Here is a 13,368-nt window from a genome sequence, read left to right on the forward strand (position 1 = left end):
TCGGATACCGCTAATGGTAGATAGAGGGTAAAAGGAATTTTTGTTACCCAGTGGTTGTGAAAAATGATCGGATAAGAACTTTTTAACCATGACACTTCATATAATCCTAAGGCTAGCGAGCAGCTTTTCGCATCATTCGGCGTTCGAACAGTATTCCAAATTACAGTCCGCCGAGTGTTCTTCGAAGAAGAATGTATCGAGGTGCCTGTAATAAGTGCCCCTCGATACCAGAAACCAAAAAATCACCCTTCAACAGGCTCAGGGTGACAAAAAAATCCACTTCCTCGGTTACAATCCCTTTTCGAGAATTGACATAAGAGTGATTGTTAAACCATTAATCCTATAATCATGAAGCACTTAGTATTAATAATGATCGCCTTATTTGCCTTTCAAACCCCGGCAGAGGCACAGTTATTCGAAAAAATTAAAAGGAAAGTAAAGAACAAAAAAGAACAGAAAGAGAACGAAACTATCGATGAAGGCATCGAAAAAGTAGAAAACATCTTTAAAAAGAAAGACAAAAAGAAGAAAAAGAGAAACGGAGATGGCGAAGGAGAAGACGAAGGCGCTTCCACAGAAAGCGGTCCGGTAGTGACTCCAGACATGTCCGAAAAGAAAGAGAAAGAAATCTGGATGAAACGCTACGATTTCAAACCTGGACGTGACATCATCTTTTTCGACGATTTCGAAAACGAAGACATTGGGGAAATCCCAAGTAAGTGGTATTACAACAAAGGTCTTATGGAAGTGGTCAAAGTAAATTCCGAACAGAACCACGTTATGAGTGGCGATCTGGGTTATGGCCATCCCAATTGGGAAGAAGGCTTTACCCTGCCCGAAGCCTACACCATCGAATTCGACATATTCGTAGCCGATCCAGCCGCCGAAAATAAGGGTTACGGGAGTTACGGATACACGCTGTATTTCTACGATGGCAATAAAAAACAAGTAGCTACCATCGGTATTGGACATGCCACTATGGCCCTACGAGGGAAGGTTGGAGGTGAATTGCCCGATGTAACCGCCTATGACCTTGGAGGAACCTGGAACCATATCTCTATTTCAGTGAATGGCAATAGTTTTAAAGGCTATTTCAACGATTACCGAATGTTCAACACACGCATCGACCCGGGAGCTAAACCAGTGTTCTTTACGATGTGGAATTGTTGTCAGACTACCGAGAAGCCCGTATTCCTTATCGATAATTTTAAAGTTGCCGCAGGAGCACATCCCAAATACAAAGAAGAAATTTTGGAAGGGAAGATCGTTACCCAGAATATCCTATTCGAAACAGGAAGTTCGGAGATCATTCCAAGATCCTATGCCGAAGTACAGCGTATTGCCGATGTGATGAAGGCCAATGCCGATAAGACGTTTAGCATCGAAGGGCATACCGACAATGTGGGAGCCGATGAGTACAATCTTAACCTTTCTAACGAACGTGCTAAATCGGTGAAAAAGGCTTTGGAAGACATGGGAATCGATGCCGATAGACTCACAGCCATCGGATTTGGGGAAGCCATTCCATTGGAATCCAACGATACCCCAGAAGGACGTGCGATGAACCGCCGTGTGGAGTTCGTGGTACAATAAAACGGGAGCCATGAAAAGATATATGTTATACTGTTTTCTATTGCTCTTTGCGGGAGGCGTGCTGCAGGCCCAGGATATTTGGGACCTAGAGGAGCAATATAAAACCAAGGAAGCCAAAAAGGATAAGCAATTGATCGACCTTATTAGTTTGCATCAGTTGGGGCATCGTATAGGAGAGAAGGCGGATGAGTTGGCTTTTGCCGCTCCCAAAGGCTCTTCCACTCAAGGAGTATACCTTCGGAAGGCCTTGTTGTACTATTCCCTCTCTGCAAACTATGCGCAGATTGCGGTAGATCAATTCAATAGTAAGTCCATGGGGCAGCAGAAAGTGAAATCCTGCGAGAAAGCCACTTTTTACTACCGAGCCCTAGGGAAACCCAAGATCATTCACGAGAAGCGATTTATCGATGCCTGTGACTTGCTGAAAACAGCTGGAGAGGATGATCCGGCTGGTGATGACGAAGATACTTCCGATCAGGGAAAAGGAGACCCTTCAGGACCCTTGTACGACTATGAGGAGTTCGAGAAGACCTTAATTGGAAAACGATTGTTTTTTAAGACGCCGAAGCAGACCTTCTCCATGATGGTATACGAGCCTTTTGTCATTACCGAAGAACAGTCCATTCAACAGGCCATGGTGAAGAAGCAATTTGAACAAGTGATAAAGATGCTTCCCAAAGAACAACGAGCTGCACAGCGAAAGGAAACATACGACAAGTTGGGAAGGGCTCATTGGTATAACTTCGGAAAGGACCTTGGAGGTGTTATCTTCTTTGCTGAAGATCAAGGCGGAAAGGATATAAAATTGCTTTGCGATGAAACCGATTCCAAAACTGGAATCGCCTATAAAACTTCAGTAAGTGGAGCGAGAGCGTGCATTGCTAGCATTTACAAGCACCCCAAAACAGGGGAACGGTTGAAGGGTGGTTCTACCATTGTACAGGTAGAACACAAAGGCGATTTGTTTCAATTGCTTTTGGTGGCTGGAAAGAACTACAACACCTCAAAGCACGAAAAGATTTTAAGGGTTATGGCACGTTCCCTTCGTATGGAAGGGGTAACCGAGTTGCCCACCATAACCGTAAAGAAGTGCAAGGAAGATGCGGTAATGCCATTGGCTAAAGGAATTCCTGTATCATGGACGATGTTCGATCGTAAGCGTAAAGCCATTGTGGTGCAACAACCCGTAATGGCCCGTGATGCTGGAATTGGCGATGCGGTATCCAATTACTTCGGATTGGTCTTAAAAGTCATTAACTGGACCAAGGATGCACGGCAAATCATGAATTTTACCAAAGGTTTGGTGGTAGATAGGGATCTTAAGAAGTCATTACTTACGACCGGGCAATGGCAATTGGAACACCATGTGACCAAAATGGAATTTATTCCAACGGAGATTGAAGACTATTCCTCCTTCAATTATGATGGACTCCTTACGAATGCTGCTATCTTTTATCTGGAGGCGCTTCAAAAAGTGAGCACAGGAATCTCAGGACTTGGTCGAAAGCTGAATAAAAAATCCATGCGATTGTACTATGAAATTCCAACGGTAACTGTGGAAGCCGAATGCATTCCCCAAATGATCTGTAAAAATGGAAAGTGGGTACCCGATTGGAATAACTTGACGTATAGACGCATAAAAACCACGTATGGCAAGATCACTTCCCCCAATAAGGATTTTATGAGCATACGGGATGTAGAAAGGGATTTGCAGCGTTATTTCAAAGATAAAATTTATGAATTGGAGCAGTCGGAAAGGGACTATGCCAGGATATTGAACCGATGCGATGATTCAAAAGGGCAGTTGTATAAAATCGATTTTCCGGTACATATTGACAAGTGTCCAGTGCTTGAAGGTAAGATACAAATCGTTCAATATGAAACCTTGTTCAAAGAAAAGGTTCAGAATGCCCGAAAAGAAGAAATGCGACGCTGGCTTACCGTGCTGAAACCGGCAGAGAAATCGAAATACACGGGAAGGTTGCTTGAATTAAAAACGCAAAAGGATGCTATGAACGTAGATCTTAATAAGAAGATCAAACTCAGGGAAGGTCATATTACCAATGGCAATGAAGGGGAGGCAGCCCGATTGGAAGTGGAAATTGGGTTTCTACGGGAAGATATCGCCTTGATAGAGTCCTTTGAGACCAAAACCCAGGCAGCTTTAGGTGTGGTGAATTCAGGAAGTAGGGAGCGTGCCATGAGTCAAGAGTTATCCGCAATAAGCACCGAAATTTCCAATTTGAAAAAACAAAAAGAAGCATTGAAAAAGCAATTGCAACAATGCGTTAAGGATTATGATAAACTTCGATAAGTGCTTCTAATTATCGGAAGGCCATAATGGCCAGAAAAGGGGGAGAATGCTTCCCCTTTTCTTATGCCATGGGTTTATAAGGAGTAATTGTATTTGTACAACAGCCCAACGGCTTTATTGATAATTTGCTGACTTCTAAAATAGTAAGACGACTCTGGATACTTTTGCACGATGATATCGGCATATTTCACAGCCGTACGGCAGCTGTAAGCCATATTGCTGCTCTCATAATAACTACAGCAACATTCCTTGTTATAAAAGTCGGCTATGTGATAAATGACATTATCCACCGCATTGGTATTGTTGTAATTAAGCAATAGGGTATTGAATAGATTCAATCCTTTATTCGGATCTTCAAGGTTTTTGAAAAAATTATAGATTCCTTCTGCTAAAGCGTCATCTGCGAGATCAGAATCGGGATAGTTATCCATAAACTCGGCTACCTTGGCTTCTACTTTTGTAGGATCGGCCACCACCAATTTTCGAATGAGCAAATAGTGGAGGTAATCCATTTTATTGGAATTGGAAAACCGCTGCATGCCGTTTTCAATCTCCTCAGCTAAAGTGGAAGGGGAGATATTGTAGGTGAGCTCTTTCTGAAGGGCCAAAAACCGATTCACATCGTTGGTCGTCTTTAATTCTCCCAATAATACCCCTTGCTCAGCAGTTTTTCGGATTTCTTCAGAAATACGATAATTTCCGCTTAGCAAAGAATTACAGAGTTGGAGGGTATTTTCATCGAACCAATTTTTGTTCATTTTTTCCTTGAGAAAATAATTGACTCCATGGGAAGCCTTTTCCGGATATTCCTGAATAATGGCAAGTATGGCACTATTGTCCATTCTAGAAATAAGAGTTCTAAAATTTCGGGTGTCCCAATGGAAGCCTCTCGAATTAAGCACATTTCCCAGCACGTAATCCAGGTTTTCCCGGCTTACATTATTTCCCATACGAGAAATGAGCACCGGTTCTAGGGAAGTTTTTTGTCGGACGTAATCTCCCTCATTAAGCCCTCTTAATACCTCAAGGGCCCTTTCGTTATCGTCCATTTGGGCATAACACCATGCCATCCAATACAGGCTGTCATCGTAGTGAGGAAGCTCCGAATAGCTGGGATTATTGGCATACTGGCTAAAAAATTGAATGGCTTCCTGTAACAAGGACTTCTCCCTTCGGGTAACATCGTTCTCTCCAGACATAAAAGAAATCACCGCCAGACTAAAATCCTTCTCAGACTTTTGCTCATAGAATTGTTTTACCTTCTCATATCCTGATGCATATATAAGGATGTCCTTGATTCTCGAATTTGGATTGCAGGATAACGCCTTTTCGTAGTCACCGATGAGGTAGTAACCATAAGAACAATAAGGGTCATTATCGTCAATAACTTCCCGTAAACGGTCACGGGATGCATCAGAAACATATTGGGTGAGCAAATAACGCGGATGGATTCCCTTTTCCATTAAAGTGGCTATAGAATAGGGGGTATGTGCCCATACATTCGTAATGATCTTATTTCCGTATTCACCCTTAAGGCTGTCCGCTAAATTTTCGGCGTATTCTGCTCCATGACGAAGCCGAGCATTCCTAAGACAGTAAATGATATCCAACTTTAGGCTATGATTATATTCAGGGAGCGACTTGTCCCGTTCGAGCACCATCTTGGTTGCATTCGCATAGTCTTTGAGACCTACATATCCCGCCACCACATACCCTAACATTTCATCATAATCAAGGGAATCTACCTCAAAGGCCTCTTTAATGGACTCTCTAAGCTTGGTCATGTTCTCGTATTCAAATGCCTCTACAACATTATGGTATAGCGAGTCATTGCCTTGTAGATTGTAGCGTTCGGTAAGGGTAGGCTCTATTTTTTCAATGACTGAAATGGTGGTTCTCAATAAGGAATCCTGAGCCTTTTGATCTTCCAAAAGCTCGTCTACTTTTAAATAATTTGAAACCTCGTTAGCCCTTGTGTACTGGTAGATTTCGTAATAACTCAAAAGAATGGAAGGTAGGGTAATGATCAAGAAAATGATCAACTGTACCCTATGGTGCCTACAAACGAGAAATTTGCAGTTATTCTTGCACCGCTTAAACCCTGCTGTTCTCCCCAAACAACGCATCGCACATTATATTTTAAGAGCAAACTGAATCAGAATGCATCAATTATAATGTAAATATACTGATAATCAGAAAGTTATTTATGTAAGAATCTTCAGATTACTTTTCGAATCGCAACAACCACTTATAAAAGTTGGACGCTCCATACATCTCTGTCCAAGCATTATGGCTATCACTTTCACGGGAGGTGAAAATATAATTATGGTTTTCATAATCGGCGCTGGCGATGGAACTGGAGTGATGAAAACGGACTTCGGATTGCGATTCCAACTGATTTACACCACGTTCGCTACGATGATACCTAACCACAGCGTCTTCGGTATTGTGCGACACCCAAATAGGCATACTTGCCAAGGCTTCGTAATCGCCCACACCTCTAGGACCACCACAGATAGGAGCTACTGCGGCAAATACATCACTCATACTACTGGCCAATCCCCAGGCGCCGAATCCACCACGGCTTAGACCAGTAAGGTAAATGCGGTCGGGATCCACATTTTCGGAAGCCATCACATCCTTTAATATTTGGCGCATGGTGTCTTCATTATTGAAGAACTCACCACCATCTATATGAGGCATAACTACAATAAATGTATCCCTTAGGTAGCGGTCTAATTCAGTCTTCAGGGAACTATCTTCCATGATCATTTGGGGTAGTGCCCATTGCAATAGCTTGTCAACGTCACCGCCAACTCCTAGACCTCCTTGCAGAAAGACCAAGACAGGATATTTTTCCGATTGGGTATGGCAAGAATTGGGTACGTAGAGGTTGTAACCATCCATAGTTCCGCTTTCAAAGTCTTGGGTAATCGTAATAAGTGAACCCGGATGTCCCTTGGGAAGGGGCTGGGGCTTAATACTTTTGTTTTGGGCGAAGACAATAAAAGGAACAAATAGGAAGAGGAGGGTTAATTTTGAAGATTTCATGAAGGTGAATTTAATACGGTAAATGAATTGCTAGTGCATACATAACGTTGAAAATCCATTTTTTGTACCTTAGAGCATGCCCATTTGGTTACATACACTGATTTGGATTCTGGCGATCTACATCGTCATAAGCGTACTCCTGTATTATCTTCAGGAATACTTTCTGTTTAAACCCGAAAAGCTACCCAAGGAGTTTCAGTTCGCTTACGAAAACCAGATTGTAGAAGAATACAACGTGGAAACCAGGGATGGAGCTGTGATCAACGGACTTCATTTCAAGTCGGAAAATCCAAGGGGTGTGGTGCTTTATCTGAAGGGAAACTCCAAAAGCATAAAAGGATGGGGGAAGTTCGCGGTCGATTTCACCCGGCATAATTACGATGTGATTATGGTCGATTACCGAGGCTTCGGGAAGAGTACGGGACGACGTACCCAAAAGGCTATAAAACATGATTTGCAGTACATATATAACAAAATGAGGGAACGGGTTCGAGAGGATTTCATCATCCTTTACGGCCGATCATTGGGATCTGGTTTTGCCACCAAGCTGGCCTCGACCAACAATCCGAAAATGCTTATTTTGGACGCTCCCTATTACAGCCTTACGAAGGTGACGAAGCGATACATTCCCTTCATGCCACTGTCGTTGATTTTGCGTTTCCCCATGCCTACCTATAAATGGCTCAAATATGTGAATTGTCCCGTGCATATCATTCACGGTACCAATGATAAGCTTATTCCCTTTAAAAGCAGTGTAAAACTCTCTAAAATAAAGCCTGAGCTTACCCGTTTATGGCCTGTGATAGGAGGGGGACACAAGAACCTCAATAATTTTGAAGAGTACCACAGAATGCTAGGGGAGATCATCAATTTCAAGAAAGAAGAAATTGATTTGAAAACGACCAGCCACAAAGTGATTCATACGTCTAAAAAGGCCAAATGAAACGATTGAAAAAGATTTTAGGGACCTTTTTGGGTCTTTACCTAATTATAACCATACTTATGTTTTTGCTCCAAGAAAAACTCATTTTTTTACCCTCTACCTTGCCTCAGGACTATGCGTATACGTTTCAGGAGGAATTTGAAGAGCTTTTTTTGGAAGCCGAAGACGGTGCCCGTCTCAATGCGCTTCACTTCAAAGTAGACAATCCCAAAGGCTTAATTCTCTACTTTCATGGCAATGCTGGGGATCTTTCCCGCTGGGGAGTCATTACTTCAGAATTCACCAAATACGGATATGATGTATTGGTTATGGACTATAGGACCTATGGAAAGAGTACCGGAAAACTCTCGGAAATGGCACTGTATGGGGACGCTAAAATGTTTTATAAGAAGGCGATGGAATTGTTTCCTGAGGACCAGATAATCGTGTATGGAAGATCTTTGGGCACGACCTTCGCTACCGCAGTCGCTTCACATCATCACCCCCAAAAGTTATTGTTGGAAACCCCGTTTTACGGACTTGAGGAACTGGCCAAGGAACGTTATTGGTTTCTGCCTGTTTCGGCTTTTCTAAAATATCAATTTCCTACCTGGTTTTATGCAGAAAATGTGAAATGTCCTATCACCATTTTTCATGGAACAGAAGATGAGGTTGTTCCTTATCACAGTGGGAAGCAATTATACGAAACCCTCCCCAAGGACCAAGCGAACTTGGTTACCATATCGGGAGGGTCTCATAACGACTTGATAGCCTTTCCGGCGTATCATGAAGCAATTCGCAAGGAATTGCAGGTCGATTAGTTAATATTTTGGCTTATTGTCTTTTTGCTTCTTTTTTTCCTTCTTTACAGCAGCCTTTCTTCTTTCTAAAGCTCTCTTCTTTTCATCTGTAGCTTTCTTGTCGTCAGTTTGAGCTTTGTTTGCGCTAGCATCCTTTAATGTAGCCGATTTTAATGTAGCAGGCTTCTTTTTGGTTTCTGCCTTTTGCTCTACTTTGTCCGCTTTATCCTCAGCTTTCTCTGTTGCTTTATCCTGCGCCTGAAGGGTCATGGCAAACGCAAATGCACAAACGGTTAAAAGTACTTTTTTCATAAATAGATATTTTAAGTAATTAATTTAGTTAGTATCCTTTCAAATATACCTTTTTTAAATAGAAAAACTAGTTCCTTTTTTTACGATCTAGCTTTCCCACACCTTTTCCTCTGCGTTCCAATCGTTTACGATTGGCTTTCAAGGCTTCTTGTCTTTCTTTTTCCTTTTGTGCCAGGAGCTTTTTTTGAGCTGCAGCTCGGGCCATGGCCTCTTCTTTGGACTTTTTCAGTTCTTCCTCTTGTTGTCTTTTACGTTCGGCAATAAGAGCCTCATTGTTTTCGTCCACGTTGGTTTCGTCTACCAAGACATTTTTTTGATTGATGGTATCCGATTTTTCAGCGAATACCTGATTCTCCTCCTCGTCATCGGCAACCACCACGGCACCTTTCTGTCCTTCGATGGTTTCTACCTCTTGGACAGTTACTTTACTGCCCTCTTTGGTAACGATTCGCTTTACGGTTTTTACTTCGGTAATAGTCTTATTTTCCTGCGCTAAGGAAGGCCCAATAATAAGAACTATAAAGAATAGGGTAAGGGTAAAGTTCTTCATAATAACAGCATTTTAGTGATTTGGGGTGGGGTAAATGTAAGGATTCTTGGGGATTTCTGTACAAAGACACCTGAAATGGGTCGATTCTTTGGTCGAAAACGTATATTTGCACTCTCAAAAATGAAAACCGAATGAAAGCAGGAATTGTAGGCCTTCCCAACGTAGGAAAATCTACCCTTTTTAATTGTTTATCCAACGCAAAGGCACAGAGTGCCAATTTCCCTTTTTGTACCATCGAACCAAACATTGGAGTAGTAAACGTACCCGACAATCGTTTAGTGAAACTGGAAGAGTTGGTGAATCCGGAACGTGTGGTTCCCGCAACCGTAGAAATCGTAGATATCGCCGGATTGGTGAAAGGAGCGAGCAAAGGAGAAGGACTCGGAAATCAATTCTTGGGGAACATTAGAGAAACCGATGCTATTCTTCACGTTTTGCGCTGTTTTGATAATGATAATATCGTACACGTAGATGGGAGCGTGGATCCTGTTCGTGATAAGGAGACGATTGATATCGAGTTACAGTTGAAGGACCTTGAAACGGTCGAAAAGAGAATTGAAAAGGTATTCCGTGCTGCCCGGACAGGAAATAAAGAGGCTCAGAAAGAGCTGGAAGCCTTGGAAAAAGTGAAGGCTGGACTGGAAAGTGGAATTTCTGTGCGTGCCATCGATCTTACCGAAAAAGAACGCGAAGAGTATACCGATCAGGTGCAGTTCATTACCGACAAACCAGTGATGTACGTTTGTAATGTAGATGAATCTGCAGCAGCCAGTGGTAATGCCTATGTGGAAAAAGTAAGGGAAGCTGTGGCCCATGAAAATGCCGAGGTATTGGTGTTGGCCGTTGGTACCGAAGCCGATATCACCGAATTGGACACGTTTGAAGAGCGCCAAATGTTCTTGGAAGATTTGGGATTGGAAGAGCCCGGTTCTGCCAAATTGATTCGCAGTGCCTACAAACTATTAAATCTACAAACATATTTCACTGCTGGAGAGAAGGAAGTGCGTGCTTGGACGGTATTCGTTGGAGCTACTGCACCACAGGCTGCAGGGGTCATCCACACCGATTTTGAAAAAGGGTTTATCCGAGCAGAAGTAATTAAATACGATGATTACGCACAATACGGAAGCGAAGCTAAAGTACGCGAAGCCGGAAAGATGGGCGTAGAAGGTAAAGAATACATCGTACAGGATGGCGATGTGATGCATTTCCGATTTAACGTGTAACTTTATTCAGAATTTGTAAGATTCCCAAATGGGAATTCTTACTTACTGAATCTATTTTGGAAGAAGGCCTTTTTTCCAAGTAATCCCCGAAGTACCCTAAACATAGGTGTTAAACAAGTTATAGGACTTTTTTACACTTACAGATTTGTTGTTGGAGACTGGGTGATTTTTGGCTATATCATTCTGCTTTCTAAATTGCCAATCAATTCAACGAAACCAGTCTACTCAGTCGAGGATTTACACCAAAAAAGTTCGGTTTTATGAACCTAGACTACAATCACATCTTATAGAACACCCTTACCTTCGCTATCAGATAGATTTACCGCTAGAAATTAAAAAATGTAAATCTTCTTAGAAACAACGTAGGATACCTTTATCCTTCTATCAAATGACAATCGTCACCTAGTTAAAAGCCCGTTAAATGGTGTTCTAATTCATAACCCCGAACAAGGCTAAATCCCTAATGATATATGTTTAGACGGAAAATCAATACTAAATAGTTTCAAAAAATATATCTCCACAAAAACAATGGCAAAACCCAAATTTAAATTTCATAGATTCAATAGAAGGATTCACCTTTATACGGGATTGTTCATGATACCCTATATTTTCATTTTTGGTCTTTCCGGATTTCTGTTCAATCATCCTACCGCTTTGATAAACCGCACGTCGCATTCCTTTAAGCTAGAGAATGAAGAAAGTTTTGCACCTCTCTTCCCGGATATCGATGCTTTGGCTTTATCCGTGACGGATTCCCTGATATTTGATGGAGTAATTACAAGCCCAGACATAAAAGACATAAGATACAGCAGCACCATGATTTTACGGAATTTCAATGATGTTGCAGACTACCGGATTAATGCAGACATTCCTTCCTCGAAGGTTCAATTATTAACCTTGCCCGATTTTGCTGAAAACATAACAGTTGCTCGTGGAAGCTATTTGTTTCCCTCTATGTTAGATTCTGAGGCATTATTAACTAAGGCAGAAGAATTATTAGTTACCCAAGGCATAACACCTGGAGCATCTCGAGTACAGCGCATCCCCAATCTAGTATTCGACCTGAGTGATGCTAATAAGAATTATCGCGTAAGTTATAATCTAACTAACGGCAATTATAGGATAGATGACCTCGACAAGCGAAAATTTAAGATTAATTATTTGTTTACCAATCTTCATGAACAACATGGATATCCCGTATCCGGATTATCAATACGATGGTTGTGGGTGTTTTTTGCTGATACGTTGGCCATCTTAATGATTGTGTGGGCCGTTTCGGGCTTAATTATGTGGTTTCAAATGAAGCGTCTCCTCACTATAGGAACTGTTTTGTTGGCTATTTCAGGATTCATTTTTATATTGATATTACTAGATAATTACGAACTAGGATTTTAAAACATGACAATGAGATACAAGTTGATGAAAATACATTTGGTTGTTACGTTAGCCTGCATACTCTGTTTTGTAAGCTGTAAGAAAAAGGAAGTAAGTGCGAATATGCTTCAAACCGCTCATACGTTAGAAACGACGGCATATCCAATTCAAGATAACTATGATGCCATACTTAAAAAGATGGGTTTGGCAAACCGAATGGAGGCATATGGAGTCCCTGGTATAAGTATGGCGATCATTAAAAATGGCTCATTAGACTGGACCATGGGTTACGGTAAACTCCAAGCGAATTCTCCCAATGATGTAGATGTTGAAACATTGTTTTCTGTTGGTTCGATAAGTAAGGTTGGAACCGCTTTAATGGTATTAAAGTTAGTCAAGGAAGGAAAATTGGATTTGGATACCGATGTTAACATCTATTTAAAGTCATGGAAAGTCGAAACGAACCGTTTTACACAGGAACACCCCGTTACTCTACGCAATATCCTTTCCCATACAGCCGGATTTACAGTGCATGGCTTTGCAGACTATATGCCAGAAGAATCATTGCCCACTACGCGTCAAATATTGGATGGAGATTATCCCGCTAAAAACAGTAGGGTCTATATAAACCTTCCGGTTGGTTCCCGTTACCGATATTCAGGTGGAGGAACGACAGTAGTCCAACAAATTATAGAAGAAATAACTGGGAAATCCTTTCATGAAGCTGCGGATGACTTATTGTTTTCCCAATTAAACATGAATAGGAGCAGCTATGAGAATCCACTTCCTGAAACTTTGGGAAACATTGCCAAGGCCCATAATAGGAATGGTAAACCTGTGGCTTTACCCAGGGGATATCAGGCAATGCCAGAAGCAGCTGCTTCTGGGTTATGGACAACTCCTACGGATTTCTCCGAAGTCATTCTAATGCTTTTGAGTATGTACCATGAAGAGGGTGCAGGTTACTTAACACAGGTTCTTGTTAAGGATATGATGCGTCCTGTGCGCCCTAGTGAATATGGTCTTGGGCCTAGAATAAAGGTCGATGGTGATAATATATATTTTGAGCATGGGGGAGCTAATGACTCTTACCGAGCCAAGTTTATTGCCAGCCTTAAAAACAAAAGTGGGATTATCCTATTTACCAATGGAACCAACGGATCTAATTTAATTGATGAAATCATTCCAGAGTTCGACTTCATATTGCAATGATCTGAAGATTGTTC

The 13,368-nt window shown here is 41.7% G+C and carries 11 protein-coding genes; 7 read left to right on the plus strand and 4 right to left on the minus strand.

What is annotated here, in order from left to right; all coding sequences use genetic code 11:
- Positions 1-348: 348 nt before the first annotated feature.
- Entirely contained in the window at positions 349-1,593 is a 1,245-nt protein-coding gene (locus POV27_RS08000) for an OmpA family protein (protein WP_272862227.1), read from the plus strand.
- Between the two features lie 10 nt (positions 1,594-1,603).
- Complete coding sequence (locus POV27_RS08005; RefSeq protein ID WP_272862228.1) at positions 1,604-3,907, plus strand: hypothetical protein; 2,304 nt, start codon at positions 1,604-1,606, stop codon at positions 3,905-3,907.
- Positions 3,908-3,981: 74 nt separating this feature from the next.
- Here POV27_RS08005 and POV27_RS08010 read toward each other — a convergent pair whose 3' ends face one another.
- Both POV27_RS08010 and POV27_RS08015 read right to left on the minus strand, forming a co-directional pair.
- Positions 3,982-5,949, minus strand: a complete 1,968-nt coding sequence (locus POV27_RS08010) for a tetratricopeptide repeat protein (protein ID WP_272862229.1) — start codon at positions 5,947-5,949, stop codon at positions 3,982-3,984.
- A 181-nt stretch (positions 5,950-6,130) separates the two neighbouring features.
- Complete coding sequence (locus POV27_RS08015) at positions 6,131-6,958, minus strand: carboxylesterase family protein (protein ID WP_272862230.1); 828 nt, start codon at positions 6,956-6,958, stop codon at positions 6,131-6,133.
- A gap of 76 nt (positions 6,959-7,034) precedes the next feature.
- Between POV27_RS08015 and POV27_RS08020 the strand changes: the two genes are divergently transcribed.
- Together POV27_RS08020 and POV27_RS08025 are read left to right on the plus strand one after the other, a co-directional pair.
- Complete coding sequence (locus POV27_RS08020; RefSeq protein ID WP_272862231.1) at positions 7,035-7,901, plus strand: alpha/beta hydrolase; 867 nt, start codon at positions 7,035-7,037, stop codon at positions 7,899-7,901.
- The gene (locus POV27_RS08025; RefSeq protein WP_272862232.1) at positions 7,898-8,701 is read left to right on the plus strand and encodes an alpha/beta hydrolase; all 804 of its coding nucleotides are present in this window, start codon (positions 7,898-7,900) and stop codon (positions 8,699-8,701) included. Before POV27_RS08020 ends, POV27_RS08025 begins: the two co-directional genes overlap by 4 nt.
- On the opposite strand, the gene POV27_RS08030 is transcribed toward POV27_RS08025, so the two are convergent.
- Together POV27_RS08030 and POV27_RS08035 are read right to left on the minus strand one after the other, a co-directional pair.
- Positions 8,702-8,992, minus strand: a complete 291-nt coding sequence (locus POV27_RS08030) for a hypothetical protein (protein ID WP_272862233.1) — start codon at positions 8,990-8,992, stop codon at positions 8,702-8,704.
- Positions 8,993-9,059: 67 nt separating this feature from the next.
- Positions 9,060-9,542, minus strand: a complete 483-nt coding sequence (locus POV27_RS08035) for a hypothetical protein (RefSeq protein ID WP_272862234.1) — start codon at positions 9,540-9,542, stop codon at positions 9,060-9,062.
- 131 nt (positions 9,543-9,673) lie between these two features.
- Here POV27_RS08035 and ychF point away from each other — a divergent pair, with 131 nt between their 5' ends.
- The 3 genes from ychF (at position 9,674) to POV27_RS08050 (ending at position 13,354) form a co-directional block, all read left to right on the plus strand.
- Positions 9,674-10,768, plus strand: a complete 1,095-nt coding sequence (gene ychF / locus POV27_RS08040) for a redox-regulated ATPase YchF (protein WP_272862235.1) — start codon at positions 9,674-9,676, stop codon at positions 10,766-10,768.
- Between the two features lie 528 nt (positions 10,769-11,296).
- Positions 11,297-12,163, plus strand: coding sequence for a PepSY domain-containing protein (locus tag POV27_RS08045; protein ID WP_272862236.1), 867 nt, complete (start codon positions 11,297-11,299; stop codon positions 12,161-12,163).
- Positions 12,164-12,172: 9 nt separating this feature from the next.
- Positions 12,173-13,354 (plus strand): serine hydrolase domain-containing protein, encoded by a 1,182-nt coding sequence (locus tag POV27_RS08050; RefSeq protein WP_272862237.1) that lies wholly within the window; start codon positions 12,173-12,175, stop codon positions 13,352-13,354.
- Positions 13,355-13,368 lie beyond the last annotated feature (14 nt).

It is taken from the genome of Aureisphaera galaxeae (genome assembly GCF_028561275.1).
Classification (GTDB): domain Bacteria; phylum Bacteroidota; class Bacteroidia; order Flavobacteriales; family Flavobacteriaceae; genus Aureisphaera; species Aureisphaera galaxeae.